The following is a 21734-nucleotide window of genomic DNA, read 5'->3' as shown; positions in this document are numbered from 1 at the left end:
TGCGGCTCAGACCCGATCGAGTTGCAGCACGGCCGCCAGATCGTGCAGCTCCGCCGACGTGGCGGGCAGGTATTCGGTCAGCAGCGGTGACCGCACGATGATCGCCGACCACATGGCCCGCGAGATGGCGGCGGTGAGCCAGTACCGCGACAGCAGCGAGCCGATGCCGTGCGGGGCGTTGTCGGGCGCCGAGGTGGTCATCGACACCAGCACCACGGCCGCCTCGCGACCCTGGAAATGATCGGGCGTGCCGACCAGCACGTCCTCGATCCGGGCCCGCGACAACAGGGTTCGGATGCGCGCCACCTGTGCGTGATACGGCGCGACCACCAGGATGTCGTGCGGGTGCAGGCGGCGGGTGACCGCGCCGGTGTGCCAGGGCAGCCCGAGCAGGGTGCGCACCTGCCGGACGATCTCTCTTGCCTCCTCGGCGGATTCGGTGCCGTTGCCGTGATGCTCGACCGCGATCGTCTGCACGCCCGGCGGGATGCCGTCGAGTTCGCGTGCCAGGGTGACGGTTTCGTTGGAGCGCAGCCGATTGTCGTAGCGCAGCCGCGAGATCGGGCCGCACATGCGCGGATGCATGCGCCAGGTGCGGTCCAGGAAGTAGCCGTGCGCGGCGGGCAGGGTGCGGTGCGCGCCGAGCAGGCGGCCCAGCACCGATTCGGTGATCGGTTCCGGATGGGTGCCGCGCGCCGACGGCGGCGCCGGATCGCCGACCAGCAGCAGATTGCGGGCCGACACGGCCACCGCCATCGCCTCGGCCAGCGGGAACTTCCCGGCGTCGAGGATCACCAGCAGGTCCAGGCTCGCCCGCCCGATGCGTTCGGGATCGGCGAAATCGCCCGAGAGTCCGCCCACCACACAGCCGTTCACGGCATTGTCCAGGAAGCGCGGGTAGCGGCCGGGCTCGATGGGCAGCCACTCCGGAGCCACCGAGCGGGCATCGGACTTGGCCACCAACTCCGGCAGCACGCCGACCTGCACCACCGCGTCCAGCACATGCTCGACCACGTGATGCGAGCGCGCCACCACACCGACCCGCCACCGGTGGCGGGTCACCAGTCGTTCGACGGCGCGGGCGGTGGTGTCGGTCTTGCCGGTGCCGGGCGGACCCTGCACGGCCACATAGGAATCGGCGAGTTGCAGCACGGCGGCGGTGACCGCGGCCGCGTGATCGCCGAACACCTCCGGCAGCGCGGTGCCGGAGCGCAGTCGCGGCGGGCGACGGCACAGGATGTCGAACACCGCCGCCTCGGGCACCTGCGGCAGGGTCACCAGCAGCTGATGTGCGGTGTCCTCCAAGGCTTCCGTGAGCCGCACGTGCTGTGCGGGCGGGCAGGGGGCCATCGCGGTGGGCAGTTCGGCGTACGGTTCGCAGCCCTCCGGCAGCATCTCCACGATCCGGACGGCGTCCTCGAAGGTGTTGTCCAGCGCGCAGCCCAGCACGGTCGCGGCGGCGATCGCGCGCTGCCCGGGCGCGGCGATCATGCCGGGCACCGGCCGGTCGTAGAGGGTGAGCACCGGGGTGCCGGGCGGGGGCGTGCTGCCGGTGCCGAGCCGCCCGGTGAGTGTCAGGTAGCGGCGCATCGGCAGCTGCCCGGCCAGATGCCAGTCGGTGTCCACCGATCCGGCGTCGGCGACCAATACCCCTGCGGTGTCGGCCCATTCGGCGACCGGATGGTCGAGGCGGTCGTCGTGCGCCCAGCGCAGCGGCCGTCGTTCGCGCCGGTGATAGCCGAGGGCCGCGGCGGTGAGCCCGGCCGCCACCTGCGCGTCGCCGCGGTCGGGGTCCTCGCCCTCGGCGAATTCCCGCAGGGCGGCCTCGATTTCGTCGGGGCCGGTCTCGGTGTAGTCGTAGGACCAGCGTCGCGCGGGCCGCACCCCGTGCTGGGCGGCCAGGTCCAGCAGCCAATCCCGCAGGCGCAGTACGGCTTCCGCGCCGTGCTCGGACTCCTCCTGATTCGGCGGCAGCTGATGCAGATCGTAGGAGCGTTCCCCGACCACCAGCGCCGCCCGCACCACCGGGTACAGATCGGCGACGGCGGGCAGCAGCTCGGCCACCACGTCCTCACCCTCGCTGTCGCGTTCGCCGATGCCGTTGAGCAGTGAGCGCAGGTTCCCGCGATAGTGGTGGATGCGCAGATCCGGACACTCCCGCTGCTGCGCGGTCAGGAATTCCAGCAGGGCGTCCGCGTCGTCGCGCGGCTGCGGCGGACGGCTGCCGGTGCGGTCGCCGAGCGCGCGTCGGGCACGAATCACGAAGGTGCGCACCGTCTTCGCGGAGCGAGGCAGCGCGGGGGCGGGGACGAAACCGAGCGAAACGGTGGACACGTCCGGGCCGGGCGCCTCGGCGGCCGACATCACGGTGCATCCGGCCGGCTCGCCGGTCTGGGCCGAAGTCGTTGCCGCCGTGCCGGATTCGCCACGAGCGCCGTCCGGGTCGCGATGGTCCGCGGCGGAGTCGGTCGCGATCCGGACTTCCTCGGCCGCCGCGGGGCGCGAGTCGGTACCGCCGTACGTTTCGCCGGTGCCGCGGTGCTCGGTGGCCGGCCGCTGTTCGCGGCTGCCGAACCGGCCGGAACCGCCACCCGCCACCCGGATGTTGACGATGAGATCGCCGGGCGCGGAGTAGCTTTCACTGTCGTGCGGGGCCGGGATCACGCTGACGAACAGGTCGCCCGCGGTGGGTGCGGGCAGCGCCGAGAGGGCGGCGGCGTCGACGAGCGCGTGCACGGGGCGGGCGGTGCGCTCGCGCAGGATCTGCAGTTCGGCTTGGCGGCGCAGCACGGTCAGCGCGGGGGCCGGGACACCGGAGACGGCGGCCTCGGAGACGGCGAGGCGATCCAGGGTGGTGACTCCGGCATCGCGGAGGTGAGCGCGGGTGGCGGGCCGCATGCCGGCCACCAGCAGCAGGTCGCGCCGGGATTCGAGTTCGGCGACGCAGGTGGGGCAGTGGCCGCAGGCCAGGAAGCGGCGGTCGCCCCACTGCACCGGCAGCAGTTCGCCGAGCTTGGTCTCGACGATCAGGTCCAGCCGTGCGCGCCGGGCCCGGTACACCACGGCCGCGTCGGCGAGGGTGTGGGTGGCGGGCGCGCCGTCCTGCCATAGGCGGGCGTGCGGGGCGGACTGGAAACCATTGTGCCGCAGGGCCTCCGCGGTGGCCGCCAGCGACAGCAGGGTGTCGATGCCGCCGGTGCGGGTCGCCACCCCGGCGGTCAGGTAGTCGTGGGTCTCGGGCGCGTGATCGCGCAGCAGGAAGTCGCAGCGGGCCGCGAAGTCGCCGTCCAGCACCACCGCGCCCGCCACCGCGTCGGCGTTCGCGCGCAGGGCCGCGAGGGTCTGCTCGTGGGCGGCGCGCACCGCCGCGACGGCATCGCGCTGCGCGTCCTCGCTCAGTTCCCGCGACTCGTCCAGGGCGGTGAGAACGGGGCGGGGGAGCCGCACGCGGACGACACCGGCACCCCAGCGGTCGCGCAGATCCGCCAGCCGCTGCTCGATCCGATCCGCGAACCGGTAGTCGACGGGATCCCCGGGGCGCGGGTCGGAGGTACGGGCGTGGCTGCCGTTGGACGCGGGCTCGGGCGCGGACACCAGGCCCACTTCGGCGTCGAGTGCGCGCAGCAGCGCGAACTCGCAGCGCGCGGCCGACACCAGGTCACCGGTGCTGCACACGACACGATCACCGAACAGAATCAACCGCGGCCCTCCTGTGTCTCGCCGCCGACACCCGCACCCGGCCGGGGCGTCGTTGCGTGGCCGAGTCGCGCCATAGCGTAGTGACTGGTGGGCGCGCGGTGTGTTGCCAGGTGCACCCGTCGCCCACCCCGGGATGCCGGGAAACCGTCGCACGTCAGCGCGGTTTCGCGGGCGATGTTGGGGGACAACACGACTCGCGTCCGCCGGTGCGGGCACCCGCCGGAGTGCGGCCGGTCGACGATGAGAAATCGCCTCGCGATTCCGGCGTGTCGCCTAATAGGGTGGGGGAGAAGAAGGGAGTCCCACGTGCAGAACGGTGGACCCAGCCGAACCGCCCTCGGCGCCGCCCGCTACCGGGCCGACCATCAACGCCTCGACGCCGCCCGGGTCTTCGCCGACCCGCTCGCCATCGCGGTCGTCGAGCCCGACAACGACCCGCAGGGCGGGCTCACCGGCGCCCGCACGCAGGCCGGTGACTACCTCGACGAGGACGCGCGCCGCCGCATGCGCATGTTCATCGCGGCCCGCTCCCGCTACGCCGAGGACCGCCTCGCCGACGCCTACCGCGCGGGCATCCGCCAGCTGCTGATCCTCGGCGCGGGCCTGGACACCTTCGCCTACCGCAACCCGCATCCGGGTCTGCGCGTCTTCGAGATCGACCACCCCGACACCCAGGTCTGGAAGCGAAAGCGTCTGGCCGACACCGGTATCGAGATCCCCGGCACCGTCTCCTACCTGGCCGCCGACTTCGAGCGCGACACCCTCGCCCAGGTGCTGGCCGCCGGTGACGTGAACCCGGAGCAGCCCGCCTACGTGATGTGGCTGGGCGTCACCGTGTACCTGACCGGTGAGGCCATCGACGCCACCCTGGGCACTCTCGGCGGGCTCGGGCCCGGCACCGAACTGGTCCTCGACTACGGCGTCCCGTTCACCGCGGTCACCGCCGAACAGCGCGCGGCGGTCGAGGTCCGCGAACGTCGCCTGGCCGCCATCGGCGAACGCTGGATCAGCTACTTCACCCCTGACCAAATGGCCGCGAGATTGGCCGCGGCCGGATTCACCGCCGCCGAGGACCTGAGCGCGGGCGCGGTCGCCGCCCGCTACCTCGGCGACCCGTCACCGGCCGACCGCCCCGGTCCACGGTTGGTCCGCGCGGTGACCCACCGGGCCTGACCCGATCACACTCGACGGCGTCGGATGCTTGGTTCGGTCCGGTCTCACAAAGTGCGATCGACCTGCCCGAATCCGGTCCGGTGCCAACCGGTTCGTCCTACTCGCGGGTTCGGTGAATCGAGCACCTCGCTCGCGGTCCGCGGCTGCGAGAATCTGCCGATGCCTTATCTAGCGGGCGCTCGCGGCCGCCTTCATTACCGTCATTGGCAGCTCGACCGCCCGCAGGCCGTGCTCGCTCTCCTCCCAGGGGTCGGCCAGCACAGCGGCCACTATCACCGCTTCGCCCGGGCGCTCGCCGCCGCCGATATCGAATTGTGGGCGCTGGACACCTCCGGTCACGGCCTCAGCGAAGGGGATCCGGAACGTCCGGGCATCCTCGCCGAACTCGCGACCGACGCCGGGAACTTCCTGGACCAGGTGCGCACGCGTGCCACCGCCCCGCTGTTCCTGATGGGCCACTCGCTCGGCGCGGCCACCGCCCTGGCGGTACTGCGCGAAGCCGAGCCCGGCGACTACACCGGCCTCGTCCTGTGCGGCACTCCGCAGGCCGTCCTGGAGGGTCGCTCCCCGAAGTCCGCGCGGGGCGCGGCGCCCTCGAATCCCGTTCGCACCCGGACACTTTCCCGCGCGAACGCCACCCTCGCCACCGAGAACGAATCGGACTGGCCCGGCCCCGCCCTACCCGCCGGGCTCCCGGTGCTGATCGTGCACGGCGCCGACGACCGCCGCGCCCCCATCGACCCGGTACGCGCCTGGGCCCACCAGGTCTCCGCCGAATTCCACCTCCAACCCGACGCCGGCCACGACCTGCTCCACGAGCCGGGCTACGCGGCGGTCACCACCCTTGTCGCCGACTGGATCGACACCCGCACCCACGGCTGAAACAGTCCAGTCCCCTTGGCAGCGAATCATTCCTGCTGTCGGGCGGCGTCGAGTATCGCCACCACCTCGGCGTCGTCGAGTTGGTGGAAGTCCTGGTAGGCGCCGCCGACGCCGCTGAGTTCACGCGGGACCAGCGGGCACACCACCTCGTCGGCGAGGAGGGTGCGGATGCGGTGCAGGGCCTCGACCGAGGAGACCGGGACGGCCACCACTATGCGGCGGGGTTCGTGGCGCCGGGCGATCTTGCAGCCCGCGGCGACGGTCGCGCCGGTGGCCATGCCGTCGTCGACGATGAGCACGGTCCGGTCCTGCAACGCGATGGGCGGCTGGGTGCGCAGCACGCGGCGGCGGCGTTCCAGTTCGGTGCGTTCGAGGATCTCGACCTCGGCGAGCTGGTGGACGGTAACGCCGGTGTGCCGCACCACATCTCGATTGAGGACCCGCACCCCGTCCTCGCCGATCGCACCCATGGCCAGTTCCGGCTGCCACGGCACACCCAGTTTGCGGACCAGCAGTACGTCGAGGTCGCCGCCGATGAGTTCCCACACCGCGGCCGCCACCGGTACGCCGCCGCGCGGTAGTCCGAGCACCAGGGGATTCGCCGCGCGCAGGTGCTCGAGCATCGCACCCAGCGCGCGCCCGGCGGCCCCCCGATCCGGATAGGTCATTGCCACCCAGTCTAGTTCCGCCGGTACCGAAAAAGCCCAGCTCGCAGCGGTTCGCACCCCGCGATCGAGCCCGACGGATGGTGTTGCACGAGCTGGAACCGAGCCCGGGCTATTCGCCGCGAATGGTGTAGCGGCGCAGCGACAGGCTCGGATTGGTGGCGCGGACCTCCGCCAGATGCGCCAGATCGACGCGGGCCGTGGCGATGCCGGGCTGGTCACCCAGCTCGGCCAGCACCGCACCGGTGGGGGCGATGATCATCGACGCGCCCGAGCCGCGCGGCGCGGCCTGGTCGGCGGCGGCCACGTACATGGTGTTCTCGATCGCCCGCGCGCGCAGCAGCGTCGTCCACTGATCGACCTTGCCGGGCCCGGGAATCCACTGCGCGGGCAGCAGCAGCACATGCGCGCCCGCGGCCGCGACACGCCGAATGCCTTCGGGGAAGCGCAGATCGAAGCAGGTCTGCATGCCGAACACGACACCGTCGACGGTGAAGGTCTGGGCCTGATCGAGCGCACCGGCCAGCAGCACATCGGATTCGCGCGAACCGAACGCGTCGTAGAGGTGCACCTTGCGGTAGACGGCCGCGAACTCCGCGCCCGGGGTGGCGGCCACCAGCGTGTTGTAGACGTGCTCGCCGTCCGCCCGCTCGACCACGCCCGCCACCACGTGCACCCCGAATTCCGCGGCGATGCCCCGCAACCCCGTGACGAACGCGCCGGTGAGCGGTTCGGCGGCGGCCAGGGCCCGCTCATCGAGGCGTTTGGTCGCGAACATGGCGTATTCGGGCGCGAGGACCACCTTCGCTCCGAGTTCGCTCGCCGCCTTCACCTCCGCGCGCAACGCGGTGAGATTGGCCACGGTGTCGGTGTGCGGCGCGAACTGCACGACGGCCACGTCCACCGCCGCGGCCGGACCCGGTTCGGCGAGTGTCGCGGCCAGCTCCGCGGCCTCGGGGACAGCGGCGGCCAGCGCTCCCGAGCTGCCCGGTTCGACGGTCCCGACACCCCCGGTGACGTAATTGCGCACCGGCGGGACTTCGGTGTGCGCGAGCCCGGAAGGCGGCGTCGGAGGTGTCGGAAGGGTGGGCGCGGGCGGGTTGTCCGGATGCACGACCCCCAGGGTATTCACCCGATGGTCGGGCCGACAGCTAGCAGGCAGTAAAATCACTGGCAATGAGCACCTCACCGGCCGACAGCGATCCCACTGACGACGAGAGGGACGCTACCGGCCCGTCCTTCGCCGAACTCGGCCTCGATGACCGCATTCTGCGGGCCATCGCCGATGTCGGCTACGAATCGCCGTCGCCTATTCAGGCCGCGACGATTCCGCCGCTGCTGGCCGGCCACGATGTGGTCGGGCTGGCGCAGACGGGCACCGGAAAGACGGCCGCGTTCGCCATCCCCGTGCTGATGGGCATGCACGGCGGCGGCAAGGCGCCGAAGGCGTTGGTGCTGGCCCCGACTCGTGAGCTGGCGATCCAGGTGGCGGAGGCGTTCGGCCGGTACGCCACCCATATGCCCGGAACGCATGTGCTGCCGATCTACGGCGGCCAGAACTACGCGGTCCAGCTGTCGGGTCTGCGGCGTGGCGCCCAGGTGGTGGTCGGCACCCCGGGTCGCGTCATCGATCACCTCGAGCGCGGCACCCTCGACCTGTCCGAGCTGCAGTACCTGGTGCTCGACGAGGCCGACGAGATGCTCAAGATGGGCTTCCAGGAGGACGTGGAGCGCATCCTGCGCGACACGCCGGACACCAAGCAGGTCGCGCTGTTCTCGGCGACCATGCCGACGGTGATCCGCAAGATCTCCAAGCAGTACCTGAAGGATCCGGTCGAGATCACGGTCAAGACCAAGACCTCCACCAACGTGAACATCACCCAGCGCTGGGTGCAGGTGTCGCATCAGCGCAAGCTGGACGCGCTGACCCGCATCCTCGAGGTGGAGCCCTTCGAGGCCATCATCATGTTCGTGCGCACCAAGCAGGCCACCGAGGAATTGGCCGAAAAGCTGCGTGCGCGTGGGTATTCCGCGGCCGCCATCAACGGTGACATCGCGCAGGCGCAGCGTGAGCGCACCATCGGCCAGCTCAAGTCGGGTCAGCTCGACATCCTGGTCGCCACCGACGTGGCCGCCCGCGGCCTGGACGTGGACCGCATCTCGCACGTCGTGAACTACGACATCCCGCACGACACCGAGTCCTACGTGCACCGCATCGGCCGCACCGGTCGCGCGGGCCGCACGGGTACCGCGCTGCTGTTCGTGGCGCCGCGGGAGCGTCGCCTGCTCGATGCCATCGAGCGCGCCACGCGCCAGCAGGTCACCGAGATGCAGCTGCCCAGCGTCGACGACGTGAACGCGCAGCGCGTGCAGAAGTTCGGTGACACCATCACCGAGAACCTGGCCTCGGCCAACCTGCCGCTGTTCCGCAAGCTCATCGAGGACTACGAGCGCGAGCACAACATCCCGCTCGTCGACATCGCCGCGGCCCTGGCCATCGGCTCCTACGACGGTGACAGCTTCTTCATGGAGCCCGACCCGGAGCCGGTGCCGCGTGAGCGTCGCGAGCGTGCCCCCCGTTCGTTCGACGACCGCCCGCCGCGCGATCGCGACGAGTCCGGTGGCCCGTCGCGGCACCGCCAGTCCGATGTGGAGCTGGCGACCTACCGCATCGCGGTCGGCAAGCGTCACAAGGTCGCGCCCGGCGCGATCGTCGGCGCCATCGCCAACGAGGGTGGCCTGCGCCGCAGCGACTTCGGGCATATCTCGATCCGCCCGGACCACTCGCTGGTGGAGCTGCCCGCCGACCTGTCCAACGAGACCCTGAACGCGTTGAGCCGCACCAGAATCAGCGGCCAGCTGATTCAGCTGCAGCTGGATTCGGGCCCGCCGGGAGGTCGCTCCATGAGCCGCGCCCCGCGCCGCGAGAGCAAGCGTCCGGACCCGACGCGCCGCAAGCCCCGCTTCTGAGTTCCGGCGTCCGGATGGACGCCGGTCCCGGACAGCACGACGCCCGCATTTCCGAAAGGGAATGCGGGCGTTCGTTTTTCGTACCGGGTGTGGGTCAGTTGGCGGGCGTGCTCGCGGCGCCCGAACCGCCGTCCGGGGCGGCGGCCGTGGTCGGCTCGGCGGGGGTGGCGTTGCCCGAGCCCGCGTCCGGTGCGGCGGCCGGGGTGGTCGGCGCGACCGGAGCGGTGGTGGTCGGGGCCGCCGGGGCGGTGGTGGTCGCGCCGGGCTGGGTCGTGTCCGGGGTGGCCGGAACCGCCTGCGGGGCCGGGGCGTCGGGGATGGAGAACAGGCCGACGGTGGGCAGCACCACGCAACGGGCGGCGGGGTAGTCGATGGTGCCCCACAGCGAGGCGACGACATTGCCCGGCCCGGCGTCGACGGTCCTGGTCAGCGCGGGCAGGTTGTAGTCGGTCTGGTCGTCGAGCGGGGTGATGCCGCTGCGGCCGTTGTTCACGTTCAGCCAGGCGACGCTGAGGCCCGACGCGGTCGGGAAACCGTTCTGCTGCGCCAGCACCTGGAAGGTGACATTGCCCGCGGCCTGCTGCGCGATCGCGCCGTTCGGGCTGTTGACGCCGGTGACGGCGATGGCCGAGGTGAGGCTGAAGGGCATGTTGTAGCCGCAGCCGAGGGTGGGTGCGCCGTAGGAGAAGGGTGCGAACTGCACGTTCTCCATCTTGGCGGCGGTGATGAGCTGGGCGGTCTTGACCGTGGCGGCGACGGCGGCCTTGGCGCCGTCATCCGTTGCGGCCGAGCTCAACTGGGCCGCGCCGGATTCGGCGGGCGTCTGCGGCTGATCGGCGGCGGCCGTGGTGGCACCCAGGGCCGCGATGGCGGCGATGGCGGCGACCGAGGCGGCGCGGCGGGTCACGGTCCGGTTCACTGGTGCTGCTCCTGCGGGGTCGGTGCGAATCGCGCCTGACGGGATATCACGGCAACGTACCAGCTCGGCTCGAGTGTCGCCGGACCACCCGGTCGGGATCTGTGATCCAGCCGACAACCAGGCCATTACCGGGGGGTAGGTTTGTAGCTGACACCACCGCACAGCTGGGAGATGCAATGAGGCTTACCCTGTCACCCGACGAGGTGAAATTCCGGGATGAACTGCGCGAGTTCTACTCGACCAAGATCCCGGCCGAGATTCGCGACCGGGTCAAGTACGGGCGGGAACTCTCGCGCGAGGACATCGTCACCACGCATCGCATTCTCAACGAGAACCACCTCGCGGTCACCAAGTGGCCGGTCGCCTGGGGCGGCCAGGACTGGACGCCCATGCAGCGGCATCTCTGGGAAGACGAGATGCAGCTGGCCTCGGTGCCCGAGCCGCTCACCTTCAACGCCCAGATGATCGGGCCGGTGATCGCGCAGTTCGGTTCCGAGGAACTCAAGCAGCGCTTCCTGCCGCCGACCGCCAACCTCGACATCTGGTGGTGCCAGGGCTTTTCCGAGCCCGACGCCGGATCCGACCTGGCCTCGCTGCGCACCACCGCGGTGCGCGACGGCGACTCCTACATCGTCAACGGCCAGAAGATCTGGACCACCCTGGCTCAGTACGCGGACTGGATCTTCTGCCTGGTGCGCACCGATCCCAACGTCAAGAAGCAGGCGGGCATCTCGCTGCTGCTGTTCGACGTGAAGACGCCCGGCGTCACCATCCGCCCGATCAAGCTCATCGACGGACACCACGAGGTCAACGAGGTGTTCTTCGAGAACGTGCGGGTGCCCGCCGACCAGCTCGTCGGCGAGGAGAACATGGGCTGGACCTACGCCAAGTTCCTGCTCGGCAACGAGCGCACCGGCATCACCGGCGTCGGCCGCACCAAGGTCAAGCTCGGCGTGGCGAAAGAGTATGCGGCGCAGGTCCGTTCGGGCAGCAGCACGCTGCTCGACGATCCGGTGTTCGCGACCCGGATCGCCGAGCTCGAGAACGAGCTGCTGGCGCTGGAACTCACGCTCATGCGCGTGGTGTCGAATTCCACCGACGGCAAACCGAATCCGGCGTCCTCGGTGCTGAAGCTGCGCGGTTCAGAGCTGCAGCAGGCCGCCACCGAACTGCTGCTCGACATCGCCGGACCGGACGCGCTGCCCGTCGACGCCGCCGATATCGCCTCGCCCGGCTGGGCGCAGCGCAGCGGCCCCGGCTATCTCAACTACCGCAAGACCACCATCTACGGAGGCTCCAGCGAGGTGCAGCGCACCATCATCGCCTCCACCATCCTCGGATTGTGAGCCGCCGCCATGGATTTCGAACTCACCGATGAACAGGTCATGCTGCGCGATACGGTCCGGGACCTGCTGGGCCGCGCCTACGACCCGGAGACCCGCCTGAAGGTCACCGACACCGAGCTCGGCTGGAGCCGTGACGTGTGGCGGCAGTTCGCCGAACTCGGCGTCCTCGGACTGGCTTTCAGCGAGGAGGACGGCGGCGTCGGCGCGGGGCCGGAGGAGACCATGGTGGTGATGGAGGAGATCGGCCGCCGCAACGCGCCCGAACCCCTCTTGGACGCCGTGCTGATCCCGGGCGGCCTGATCGCCGCCGCCGCAACCACCGAGCAGCGCCAGCGCGTGCTGGCCGGGGTACTCGAGGGGCAGACCCTGCTGGCCTTCGCGCACAACGAGCCCGGAACCCGCTGGCCCGCAGTCGAACTCGCGACCACCGCGGTGGCCGACGGGGACGGCTACCGGATCACCGGCGTCAAGAACCCGGTGCCGCACGGTGACAGCGCCGACCAGCTCGTGGTCAGCGCCGCACTGCCCGGCGGCGGTACCGGACTGTTCCTGATCGCCGCCGACGCCGAGGGTGTCACCCGCACCGCGTTCCGCACCTTCGACGAGCGCCGGGGCGCGCAGCTCGAATTCGCCTCCGCCGCCGCCGAACTGCTGGGCGAGGGCGACGCCAGCGCCGCCATCGACGCGGTGACGGTGCGCGCACAGGCCAGCCTGTGCGCGGAATCCCTCGGTGCGATGGAGGAGGCGCTGCGCCTCACCACCGAATACCTCAAGACCCGCAAGCAGTTCGGGGTCACGCTCTCGAAGTTCCAGACCCTGAGCCAGCGGGCCGCCAATATGTACGTCTCGCTGGAACTGGCCCGCAGCATGAGCCTGTACGCCACCGCCGCGGTCACCGACGGTGCAGTCGACCGGGTCGCCGCCTCGCGGGCCCGCCTCCAGGTCGGCCGCTCCGCGCGGCACATCGGACAGGAGGCCATCCAGATGCACGGCGGCATCGGCATCACCTCCGAATACCCGGTCAGCCACTATGTCGCCCGCCTCACGGCGATCGCCCGCACCCTGGGCGGCGATCTGGAACACCTGCGCATCCTCACCGACCGCGTAGCCGACTACACCCTGGTCGAATTCTGACCCGTCCCAACGGCACTCGCGCCCCGCTCCGGATTCCGGACGGGGCGCGAGTCCGTTTCCGGGCCGGGCCGCCCGGCCTGGAGCGGCGGAGCAGTGAATTGCGGGTGGGCGCGCGAGGGCTCGACGGGTGTGGGCGGAGTGGAGCTGTGGCTGGCCTGAGAAGTGGAAAATTCGGTGTGGCAAGGGTTTTGGCGGGCGTAGGGTTGCGGGAATGGGTGGAGACGAGGTTCGGCTGGACGGGAATACGCTGAAGCTGCCGGGCGGGGTGGGGGTGCGGTTCATTCGCACGCTGCGGTTGCCGGAGCAGGGGACCCACGGATTGCCGCCGGGGCTGGGGGAGTTTCCGGTGCGGCGGGTGTCGGACTACGCGGATTCGGTGCCGGATGAGTGGCGGGCGCGCGGCGGGGTGATGCTGCCGATGTACCTGCGCGAGGCGATGTGGCTGTCGTTCTCGGCGAGCGAGCCGTCGGCGTTGCAGGTCGGGGTGGGGAAGGTGTGCGCGGTATCCGGCAAGCCGTGGAGTGACCGGCTGGGGCGCGAACCGCAGAACTATGTGGTGCTGCCGCGGCAGCCCTGGCTGGACGGGATCAACTCCGGGGTGGGGACGATCCGCCAGTTCGTGGCGGTGCCAATGGGTTTGGGTGCCACGATCGAAGGACAGGTCACCGGAGAAGAGGTGTGGGGTGGCATCCAGTTGCAGACCTTCCCGCTCTCGGAATCCGAGCTGCGTGCCTGGCGCGCGAGTGAGCAGATGCTGAAGGCCCGCGCGATCACCGCCGATTCCGGCCCGATTCCCCTGGGCGGCATGCCGACCGGAGTGCCGCCGTTCCCGCCGTCCTACGGTGGCCCGATCCCGCCTCCGCCGCCCGCACCGGGCAGCGCGGCCGGTGGCGGCCAACCGTCCGGCCGCCGCCTGTTCGGGCAGCGGGCCCCCGGTGGTGCGCCGCGTCGGGCACGGATGGCCAAGGCGATGGGGCTCGGGGTCGGCGGCACCATGCGCCAGGAGATCTACCAGGACGACCGCGCGCTGTCGGTCTGGGCCGCAACCCCTTCCGGCCGGGTCTTCGTGCACCTGGTGACGCCGCCGGATTGGCATGCCATCACCGGTGAGGCGCCGCCGCCGTCACCGGTGGATCGGCGCGCGTACACCAAGGCGGGCCTGCCCTGGTTCGACTACTTCGATTCCGATGCCACCGATCTGGCTCCGGCCGCGCCACTCACGGACGTCGCCCCGGTCGGCGACTGGATCGGCGCCGATCACGAGCCCTGGCAGGATCCCACGTCAGGGCAGATCCATCAGCTGGGTGACGCGCCGGGAAAGCCGGTCGACGACGGCGAGTGGTGAAAGTCGCTCAGCCGTCGGTGTTGTCCGAGGCCGGGCGGTCGGTGGTGACCGGGGTCGTGGTGACCTCGGTGGTGACCGGCGCTTCGGTGGTGGTGCGGGTGGTCTCGGTCGGCCGGGTGGTGGAGGGCCGACTGGTGGTGGTGCGCGTGGTGGTCGTGGTCGCGAGCGGATCGTCCGGGGTCGCGGTGATGGTGGAGATGGGTGCGCGCCGGGACGGCATATCGGCGGCGACCCGCCAGGTGGGCGACGGCGGGATGATCACGCCGGTGGTGCTGGTGCCGGAGTGCGACGGGGTCGAAGTCTCCGGGGCCACTTGCAGATCCGCGTTGATCGGCGGCGGCGCCACGTAGGTGTCCTGGTGGCCGAGGCCGCAGGCGCCGATGAGGATGAGCCCCGCCGACACCGCGCCGACCGCGGCGACGACGCCGGCCACGTGCTTGGGCAGGCGACGCACCGGGAAGACCGCGCGATCGTCCGCGCCGGCGTTGCTGCCGTCCATTGGTGGCACTCCTGATTCGTCTCGAGTGGGCTCACCCTAACGGAGGCTTCGGGGTTGGGCCAGGCGGGTGGTCGGTTCGATAAGCCGACCGGATCGGACGATCGGTACGCGTCGGTAATATCTCAAACAGCCATGATTCAGATATCGAATCAGTAAAGTCGGCGCGTTTTGTGTTCGTGTCGACTGGACTTTTCGTTGCCGAGCCGTAATGTGTGTCCAAAGTTACACATGAGACGCTCGAAATTTGCCGAGGGACGCGCCGAAGAATCGCGAGAACCGGTGAGCGTTATCGAGGAGTGGATGATGGGTGCATTTTCGACATCTCCGCTGCGCGCATCGGCGCGCTCTGGGGAGACCGCGGCCACCGGCCAGCGGATGTCGGCAATCCTGTCCCGATGGGTCGCCTGGTTTATCTTCCTCGGCGGACTCACCGGCGCGGTCCTCGGGATCGCCGGTCTACGTACCGAAATCACCGTCGCGGGCCTGATTCTGGCCTGCACCGCCGGACTGGTGCTGCTGAAGCTGCGCGCCGACGCGGCGGGCGGCTGACGGTGATCGGGTGCCGACGGCCGATCACGATCGGCCGTCGATACTGATCTGCAGTTTGCCGATTCGCCCTATTCAGCCAATGGCTAATTTGTAGCGAATCAATTCCGGGGTGGAATTACCCATTCGAATGCTTCGGCTTTGGATCGACTGCCCTCGGCGGTGCGCGAACGATTCGGTTCGCCGAGTTCCGACAGCAAACTTTCGGAGATTTGCACCAGATCCGACAATACGGCTGGCGTGAACCATTCCGGTCGAGTCGCGAACAGCAGATCCTCACTGGAGGTATTGCCCGAAGCGCCCGGCGCGAACGGGCAACCACCCAGACCGCCCAGCGAACCGTCCACCACGGCCGCACCCGCGGCCAGCGCCGCGAGCGAATTCGCGACGCCCTGCCCCCAGGTGTCGTGGCCGTGGAACACGATTCGCTGCTCCGGCGTACCCCAGCGGCCGGTCGCGGCGACCGAACCCACCAGGGCCGCAACCTGTCCCGGGTACGCCTGCCCGAGCGTATCGGCGATCACGATGTCGGCCGCGCCCTCGGTGCGCGGATCGGTGGCGATGGCCAGCACCCGGGCCGGATCCACCGGGCCGTCGAACGGGCAGGTGAAAGCCGTTGCCAGACACAGTTGGATGCGCCCGCCCGCCTCCCGGGCGAAGTGCACCGCCTCCGGCATGGCGGCCAGGCTGGCCTCGGTGGTGCGGCCGATGTTCGCGGTGTTGTGCGCGTCCGACACCGAGAAGCAGTACTGGAAATTGCGCACGCCCACCGCAGCCGCCTTGGCCACGTGCCGCGGCGTCGCCACCCACAGCCAGCAGCGCGACAGCTCCTCCGGCGTCAGCGCGGCGACCAGGTCGAGGGTATTGGCCATGGGCGGCACCAGATCCGGCCGCGCCATCGAGCCGATCTCGAGTTCGGGCACGCCCAGCGCCAGCAGCTGGCGCACGATCTCCACCTTGCGCTCGGTGGGCAGCACCTTGCCGGTCAACTGGAGCCCGTCTCGCAGGGTCACGTCGCGCAGGATCATTTCCGTCGGCAGCGTCATGAGTTCGCCTCCAGCGCCGCGATATCGGTGTCGGACATGCCGAGCAGCCCGGAGAGCACCTCGCGGGTGTGCTCGCCCAGGTCGGGGCCGACATTGCGGATGGGCAGCGACTGCCCGCCGATGACCGGCACGATGCCCGGGAAGCCGACCTCCTTGGGCTCGGGCTCCCCGACGTCCACCCGGAAGGGCTGAATCATATTGCGCGACAGGTACTGCTCGTCGCGGACGATATCGGCGGCGGTGTAGATGGGACCGCACGGGATGGCGGCGGCCTCCAGCACCCGCAGCGCCTCCTCGCGGGTGTGCCGCACCGACCACTCGGCGATCGAGGCGTCGAGACGTTCGCGGTTGCGCCAGCGTCCGGCATTGTCGGCGAGTTCAGGATCGGCGGCCAGGTCCGGGCGCTCGATGACCTGCATGTAGCGCTGGAAGATGGCGTCCCCGTTGCCGCCGATGATGATGCTGAACCCGTCGCTGGTCGGGTAGGCGTTGCTGGGCGCGATGCCCTCCATTCGCCCGCCGACCCGCTCCCGGTTGATGCCGTAGGCCAGGTAGTCCGGCACCAGCGACTCCATCACCGACAGGATGGATTCGTTCAGCGCCACGTCGATGATGCGCTGGTCCAAGGGGACCCGCTGCACCCGCTCGCGCTGGAACAGGGCCATCACGGTGCCGAAGGCGGCATAGATGCCGGCGATCGAATCGCCGATGGAGACGCCTACGCGCACCGGCGGCCGGTCCGGATCGCCGACCAGTTCGCGCAGTCCGCCGACCGCCTCGGCGACCGCCGCGAACCCGGGCCGCTGCGACAGCGGACCGGTCTGCCCGTAGGCGGAGATGCGGGTGATCACCAGCTTCGGATTGGCCGCGTTCAACACCTCGGGCCCGAGCCCCCACTTCTCGAGCATGCCGGGCCGGAAGTTCTCCAGCAGTACATCGCAGTGCCGGATCAGATCCAGCACGATGCCCCGCCCCGCCTCGGTCCGCAGATCCAGCGTGATCGACTTCTTGTTCCGGTTCACCGTCCGGTACAGCATCGAGGTGTCACCACCGTAGAGCCGCCAATTACGCAGTTCGTCACCGGTTTTCGGCCGCTCCACCTTGATCACCTCGGCCCCGAAGTCTCCGAGCATCCGTCCCGCGGTGGGCGCCGCGACGTAGTTACCCAGTTCCAGAACCCGCACCCCGTCGAGCGGCCGAATTTCCATGCCCCCAGTGTTCCCCAGGCCACCGGCCACTGCGACCCACACCCCGGGTTCGCACCCCTGCACACACGAAAAGGGCCGGTGCGACGATCCGAAGAGGGTGGATCGTCGCACCGGCCGGAGGTCGGCTGTGGTGCACGCAAGAACATCACGACCGGCCACGTCGAGGCCCGGGCGGCGAGTGGCGGCGCTGCCCGATCTCGAATCATGGTGTGCCGCGCCGGTATCCGATTCGCCGGAGTATCGGAGACCGGCGCGGCGGGAGCGGAGAGCTCACGCCGCGCGGGGCGTGACCTCCTCGATGATCGAGTAGTGCTCGGCGTCGCCGGTGATGATGGTGCTGGGTTCGCCGTGCACGTCGACCGGGACGTCGCCCGCGAGGGTGATGCGGGTCAGGCGGCGCGGCTGGCCGTCGTAGTCGTCGATGGCGTAGTGCTGGGTGGCGCGGTTGTCCCAGATCGCGACATCGCCGAGCTGCCAGTTCCAGCGGGTGGTGTTCTCCAGCTTGGTGACCCGGTTCTGTAGCAGCCCGAACAGCGCCTGCGACTCGGCGGCGGAGAAGCCGGTGAAGTTCTTCACGAAGTGCCCGAGCAGCAGGGCGCGCTCGCCGGTGACCGGGTGCACGCGCACCACCGGGTGCTCGGTCTCGTAGTAGGTGGACTCGAATTCCGCGCGGTAGGCCTTGATGTTCGCGGTCACCTCGGCGTTCTCACCACGCGCGACCTCGGTGCGGTCGGCGGCGTAGTCGTAGGCGTTGGTGTGCCGTGCCCGCAGGTTCTCGACCAGCGCCTTGAGCGGTGCGGGCAGCGAGTCGTAGGCGGCGACGGTGGAGGCCCAGGTGGTGGAACCGCCGTAGGGCGGCAGGTGCACCGCGCGCAGGATGGAGGCCTTCGGGATGCGGTCGACGAAGGTGACGTCGGTGTGCCAGCTGTTGGCGCGGCCGTACTCCGAGTCGATCGGCAGCGTCTTCACGCCGCGCGAGGTGACGGTCGGGTGCGGGGTGGTGGGCGCGCCCAGCAGCTGCGCGAACTCGTGCTGGCCGTCCTCGGTGAGGTGCTCCTGGCCGCGGAAGAAGATCACCTTGTGCTTGTGCAGTGCGTCCTGGATCGCCTGCACGGTCGCCGAATCCAGGTCGCCGCCGAGGCGGACGCCGTCGATTCGCGCACCGATCTTGCTGCCCAATTGCACGACGGTGAGATTGGAGGTCGCGTACTCGACCGTTGCGTTATCGACGGACATGTCCAGCCTTTCGCCCGATGGTGTGCGGCCCGGATTCGAGCCGTGATCAGCACACCATCGGGCGCTCCGGCGAGACAGGTTTACGGTCAGCCGGATCGTAAGCCGTTACCCGACGTGCTCGCGCAGGTAGGCCAGATCCTCGGCGACACCCTCGGCGGGGGTCTCCAGAATCACCGGCGCGTCCGCCGTGCGGCACACCTCGGCCAGCAGCTGCGGATCGATGGTGCCGTCGGAGAAATTGGCGTGCCGGTCCGCGCCGGAGTCGAACTCGTCGCGCGAGGAGTTCAAGTGCACCAGGTCGATTCGACCGGTGATGCCCTTGATCCGCTCCACGATGCCGACCAGGTCCTCACCGCCCGCCCAGGCGTGGCAGGTGTCGAGGCAGAAGCCCGCGCCGTACTCGCCGACCGCGTCCCACAGCCGCCCGATATTGTCGAAATACCGTGCCATGGCGTGGTTTCCGCCCGCCGTGTTCTCGATCAGGATCGGGACCGCGAACCCGCCCTTGTCCTGCTGGCGTTCGAACAGCTTGCGCCAGTTGACGAATCCCTCCGCCATCTCCGCGTCCGAGCGCACATGCCCGCCGTGCACCACCAGGCCGAACGCGCCCAGGTCGGCGGCGGCCTTGGCCTGTTGCGCGACCGCGTTGCGCGAGGGCATCCGTAGCCGGTTGTTCAGGCTGGCCACATTGATCTGGTAGGAGGAGTGCACCACCAGATCGATATCGCTGGCCCTGATCTGTTCGGCGTCCGGATGCGGCGCGGGTTTGTCCCAGCTCTGCGGATCCACCACGAACATCTGGATGACGTCGGCGCCGAGCTTCTCAGCGAAGCCGATCGGGTCGCTGTCCGTTCGGACGTGAGCTCCAATACGCATTGCGCCAGCGTATCCCCGGCCACCGACAGCCGGGACGGCTCCACCCGGTCCCACCGGCGATCATGCATTGATCACAAGAGATCGTTCAGTGTTGCGTTAGCGGGCCGTGCGTAGATAGTTCGGTAGGAATCCGTAGGTCGTGACGATCGTGGGAGGTGAATACCGTTGCGGGCGAACACCGGGTGCATCGGCTACAGTTTCGATGTTTTACGGACCGGCTCGAGCGCGTTGTCGCCGGTCGTCCGTGGTAAGTCACGCGCTGGTGGGTCCCGGCGCGCGATGTGGGAAGTGGGAGCTCAGCATGCTGTCCAACGGTGACGTCTTCGCCGAATATGTCATCGAGCGGCAACTCGGCCGGGGTGGCATGGGTTCGGTCTACCTGGCCAAGCATCCGCGGCTGCCCCGGATGACGGCGCTCAAGCTGTTGAACCGGGAGATGGTCTTCGACAAGGAGATTCGCGCGCGCTTCGAACGCGAGGCGGATCTGGTCGCCCAGCTCGACCACCACAATATCGTCACCGTCTACGACCGCGGGCTCGCCGACGGCCAGCTGTGGATCTCCATGCAGTTCGTCGACGGTGTGGACGCCGCCGGGGTGAATCCGCAGACGCTGCCGCCCGAGCGGGCCGTGCAGATCGTCGCGGAGACCGCCGACGCCCTCGACTACGCGCACCGCAACGGCGTCCTGCACCGGGATGTGAAGCCCGCCAACATCCTGCTGGCCCGTTCCACCGGCGGTAAGGGTGAGCGGGTCTACCTGACCGACTTCGGCATCGCCCGGCTGCGCGACGACAGCGGCCACCTCACCCAGACCGGCACCTTCACCGCGACCCTGGCCTACGCCTCGCCCGAGCAGCTGACCGGTTCCGCCCTCGACGGCAGCTCCGACCAGTATTCGCTGGCCTGCACGCTGTTCTGGCTGCTCACCGGGACCGGCCCGTTCTCGGCCACCAATCCGGCCGCGGTCATCCAGGGCCATCTGCAGAATCCGCCGCCGCTGCTGAGCACCGCGCGGCCCGGCCTGCCGCCGAGCCTGGATCAGGTGATGGCCAAGGCGATGGCCAAGCGCCCGGAGGACCGCTTCGCCACCTGTAGCGATTTCGCGGCGGCGGCCAAACGCGCGCTGGCCAATCCGAGCGCGCCCGCGATTCCGCTGGTCGGTCATCGCACCGCGCCGCCGATGCCGGTGCAGCCGCCGCCGTACACCGGATCCGCGATGACCGCCGGCGCCCCGCAGACCTCGCCCTACACCGGCGTCCCGATGCAGACCCGGCCGCCGAGCACCGGCGGACCGATCCCGACCGCGGTGCCGCGCCCGCAGACCGCCGCGTCCGCGCCCTATCCGACGCAGCTCAATACCGCGACCCCGCCGCCGCAGACGCTGGTCGGCGGCTACCAGGGCCGCCCGCCGACCAACCAGTACACGCAGCCGCCCGCCTACTCCTACGCACAACCCCCCGGGCAGCAGCGTCCGCCGACGTCGCCGGTGGGCGCGCCGCACGGGATGCCGCCGAAGAAGTCGAACACCGGCTGGATCATCGCGGCCATCGTCACCGTGCTGGTGCTGATCATCGTGGTGGTCGCGGTGGTGGCCGCAGGCAGCGGGAAGAAGAACAAGGCGGCGGTCGTCAGCCCGGGCGGGACCACCCAGACCACCAAGCCCACCGCCGGTTCGCCGGGCACGGCGGCCGACAAGCAGGTGGACTGGTCCTCGCTGAGCAAGGAGTTCCCGAAGCTGTTGCCCGCCACCAAGTCCGGTGACAAGGGCTACGACAGTGCCAGCTGCTGGATGCCCGACAAGACGACGGCCGAGGACAAGAACGACGACGCCCCGGACTTCGGCAATTGGGCGGTGGAGTGGCGCTGCTTCGGCGGCAACGGCAACGACGACCCGTTCTACCGCCTCTACGCCTACTCCTCGGCGGCGGACCTGCAGTCGGTGGTGAGCGCCCTGAACCCGGCCTCCACCACCAAGGACGCCAACGGCGGCAAGACCTACACCAACTACCGCTTCACCGACAACAGCCGCCCGCGCATGGTGACGGTCTTCACCGGCGACAGCAACCGCACCCAGTTCCTGATGTACACCGACGGGGTCGCGGGCAGCATGGACAGCGTCGTCTCCTGGTGGAAGCAAGCGCCCCTGAACTGAGGAAGTAGCCGACCCCAGCCATTTCGCATACATTTGCG

17 protein-coding genes are annotated in these 21734 nt (G+C 70.0%); 8 read left to right on the top strand and 9 right to left on the bottom strand.

Features of this window, described 5'->3' with window-relative positions; all coding sequences use genetic code 11:
• Nucleotides 1-6 precede the first annotated feature (6 nt).
• Nucleotides 7-3675 carry an AAA domain-containing protein gene (locus tag OG300_RS25220; protein WP_405485514.1) on the bottom strand — a complete coding sequence of 1223 codons (3669 nt, stop codon included), beginning with the start codon at nt 3673-3675 and terminating at the stop codon, nt 7-9.
• A 330-nt stretch (nt 3676-4005) separates the two neighbouring features.
• Here OG300_RS25220 and OG300_RS25215 point away from each other — a divergent pair, with 330 nt between their 5' ends.
• Both OG300_RS25215 and OG300_RS25210 read left to right on the top strand, forming a co-directional pair.
• Nucleotides 4006-4872: a class I SAM-dependent methyltransferase gene (locus OG300_RS25215; RefSeq protein ID WP_405485513.1), complete on the top strand. Its 867-nt coding sequence runs from the start codon at nt 4006-4008 to the stop codon at nt 4870-4872.
• A gap of 159 nt (nt 4873-5031) precedes the next feature.
• A complete protein-coding gene (locus OG300_RS25210) occupies nt 5032-5754 on the top strand; it encodes an alpha/beta hydrolase (protein WP_405485512.1) in 723 nt (240 codons plus the stop codon).
• Between the two features lie 26 nt (nt 5755-5780).
• Here the strand turns inward: OG300_RS25210 and OG300_RS25205 are convergent, their stop codons facing one another.
• A complete protein-coding gene (locus OG300_RS25205) occupies nt 5781-6422 on the bottom strand; it encodes a phosphoribosyltransferase (protein WP_405485511.1) in 642 nt (213 codons plus the stop codon).
• Nucleotides 6423-6531: 109 nt separating this feature from the next.
• Nucleotides 6532-7362 carry a carbon-nitrogen hydrolase family protein gene (locus OG300_RS25200; protein ID WP_405498668.1) on the bottom strand — a complete coding sequence of 277 codons (831 nt, stop codon included), beginning with the start codon at nt 7360-7362 and terminating at the stop codon, nt 6532-6534.
• A gap of 233 nt (nt 7363-7595) precedes the next feature.
• Between OG300_RS25200 and OG300_RS25195 the strand changes: the two genes are divergently transcribed.
• Nucleotides 7596-9389 (top strand): DEAD/DEAH box helicase, encoded by a 1794-nt coding sequence (locus OG300_RS25195; protein WP_405485510.1) that lies wholly within the window; start codon nt 7596-7598, stop codon nt 9387-9389.
• Nucleotides 9390-9483: 94 nt separating this feature from the next.
• On the opposite strand, the gene OG300_RS25190 is transcribed toward OG300_RS25195, so the two are convergent.
• Complete coding sequence (locus tag OG300_RS25190; protein WP_405485509.1) at nt 9484-10308, bottom strand: hypothetical protein; 825 nt, start codon at nt 10306-10308, stop codon at nt 9484-9486.
• Nucleotides 10309-10484: 176 nt separating this feature from the next.
• On the opposite strand from OG300_RS25190, the gene OG300_RS25185 reads away from it, so the two are divergent.
• From OG300_RS25185 to OG300_RS25175, 3 genes are all read left to right on the top strand, one after another.
• Nucleotides 10485-11654 carry an acyl-CoA dehydrogenase family protein gene (locus OG300_RS25185; RefSeq protein ID WP_405485508.1) on the top strand — a complete coding sequence of 390 codons (1170 nt, stop codon included), beginning with the start codon at nt 10485-10487 and terminating at the stop codon, nt 11652-11654.
• Between the two features lie 9 nt (nt 11655-11663).
• Nucleotides 11664-12788, top strand: a complete 1125-nt coding sequence (locus OG300_RS25180; RefSeq protein WP_405485507.1) for an acyl-CoA dehydrogenase family protein — start codon at nt 11664-11666, stop codon at nt 12786-12788.
• A 211-nt stretch (nt 12789-12999) separates the two neighbouring features.
• Entirely contained in the window at nt 13000-14133 is a 1134-nt protein-coding gene (locus OG300_RS25175) for a hypothetical protein (RefSeq protein WP_405485506.1), read from the top strand.
• 7 nt (nt 14134-14140) lie between these two features.
• Here OG300_RS25175 and OG300_RS25170 read toward each other — a convergent pair whose 3' ends face one another.
• A complete protein-coding gene (locus tag OG300_RS25170) occupies nt 14141-14632 on the bottom strand; it encodes a hypothetical protein (RefSeq protein ID WP_405485505.1) in 492 nt (163 codons plus the stop codon).
• Nucleotides 14633-14932: 300 nt separating this feature from the next.
• On the opposite strand from OG300_RS25170, the gene OG300_RS25165 reads away from it, so the two are divergent.
• Nucleotides 14933-15181, top strand: a complete 249-nt coding sequence (locus OG300_RS25165; RefSeq protein ID WP_405485504.1) for a hypothetical protein — start codon at nt 14933-14935, stop codon at nt 15179-15181.
• A 98-nt stretch (nt 15182-15279) separates the two neighbouring features.
• Here the strand turns inward: OG300_RS25165 and OG300_RS25160 are convergent, their stop codons facing one another.
• From OG300_RS25160 to OG300_RS25145, 4 genes are all read right to left on the bottom strand, one after another.
• Nucleotides 15280-16206 (bottom strand): hydroxymethylglutaryl-CoA lyase, encoded by a 927-nt coding sequence (locus OG300_RS25160; protein WP_405498667.1) that lies wholly within the window; start codon nt 16204-16206, stop codon nt 15280-15282.
• A 14-nt stretch (nt 16207-16220) separates the two neighbouring features.
• The gene (locus OG300_RS25155; protein WP_405485503.1) at nt 16221-17432 is read right to left on the bottom strand and encodes a CaiB/BaiF CoA transferase family protein; all 1212 of its coding nucleotides are present in this window, start codon (nt 17430-17432) and stop codon (nt 16221-16223) included.
• A gap of 270 nt (nt 17433-17702) precedes the next feature.
• Complete coding sequence (locus tag OG300_RS25150) at nt 17703-18668, bottom strand: TauD/TfdA dioxygenase family protein (RefSeq protein WP_405485502.1); 966 nt, start codon at nt 18666-18668, stop codon at nt 17703-17705.
• A 105-nt stretch (nt 18669-18773) separates the two neighbouring features.
• Nucleotides 18774-19544, bottom strand: coding sequence for a deoxyribonuclease IV (locus OG300_RS25145; protein WP_405485501.1), 771 nt, complete (start codon nt 19542-19544; stop codon nt 18774-18776).
• A gap of 301 nt (nt 19545-19845) precedes the next feature.
• On the opposite strand from OG300_RS25145, the gene OG300_RS25140 reads away from it, so the two are divergent.
• Entirely contained in the window at nt 19846-21696 is a 1851-nt protein-coding gene (locus OG300_RS25140; RefSeq protein WP_405485500.1) for a serine/threonine protein kinase, read from the top strand.
• Nucleotides 21697-21734 lie beyond the last annotated feature (38 nt).

Source organism: Nocardia sp. NBC_00511, from assembly GCF_045161165.1.
Taxonomy (GTDB): Bacteria; Actinomycetota; Actinomycetes; order Mycobacteriales; family Mycobacteriaceae; genus Nocardia.
This window is presented reverse-complemented; position numbering and strand designations above follow the sequence as displayed.

Bases quoted from the DNA above. Each gene is read 5' to 3' on its own strand.
- OG300_RS25180 (WP_405485507.1), top strand. From the start codon at position 11,664: ATGGATTTCGAACTCACCGATGAACAGGTCATGCTGCGCGATACGGTC.
- OG300_RS25145 (WP_405485501.1), bottom strand. From the start codon at position 19,544: ATGCGTATTGGAGCTCACGTCCGAACGGACAGCGACCCGATCGGCTTC.
- OG300_RS25155 (WP_405485503.1), bottom strand. From the start codon at position 17,432: ATGGAAATTCGGCCGCTCGACGGGGTGCGGGTTCTGGAACTGGGTAAC.
- OG300_RS25160 (WP_405498667.1), bottom strand. From the start codon at position 16,206: ATGATCCTGCGCGACGTGACCCTGCGAGACGGGCTCCAGTTGACCGGC.
- OG300_RS25140 (WP_405485500.1), top strand. From the start codon at position 19,846: ATGCTGTCCAACGGTGACGTCTTCGCCGAATATGTCATCGAGCGGCAA.
- OG300_RS25210 (WP_405485512.1), top strand. From the start codon at position 5,032: ATGCCTTATCTAGCGGGCGCTCGCGGCCGCCTTCATTACCGTCATTGG.
- OG300_RS25175 (WP_405485506.1), top strand. From the start codon at position 13,000: ATGGGTGGAGACGAGGTTCGGCTGGACGGGAATACGCTGAAGCTGCCG.
- OG300_RS25165 (WP_405485504.1), top strand. From the start codon at position 14,933: ATGATGGGTGCATTTTCGACATCTCCGCTGCGCGCATCGGCGCGCTCT.
- OG300_RS25150 (WP_405485502.1), bottom strand. From the start codon at position 18,668: ATGTCCGTCGATAACGCAACGGTCGAGTACGCGACCTCCAATCTCACC.
- OG300_RS25195 (WP_405485510.1), top strand. From the start codon at position 7,596: ATGAGCACCTCACCGGCCGACAGCGATCCCACTGACGACGAGAGGGAC.
- OG300_RS25170 (WP_405485505.1), bottom strand. From the start codon at position 14,632: ATGGACGGCAGCAACGCCGGCGCGGACGATCGCGCGGTCTTCCCGGTG.
- OG300_RS25205 (WP_405485511.1), bottom strand. From the start codon at position 6,422: ATGACCTATCCGGATCGGGGGGCCGCCGGGCGCGCGCTGGGTGCGATG.
- OG300_RS25185 (WP_405485508.1), top strand. From the start codon at position 10,485: ATGAGGCTTACCCTGTCACCCGACGAGGTGAAATTCCGGGATGAACTG.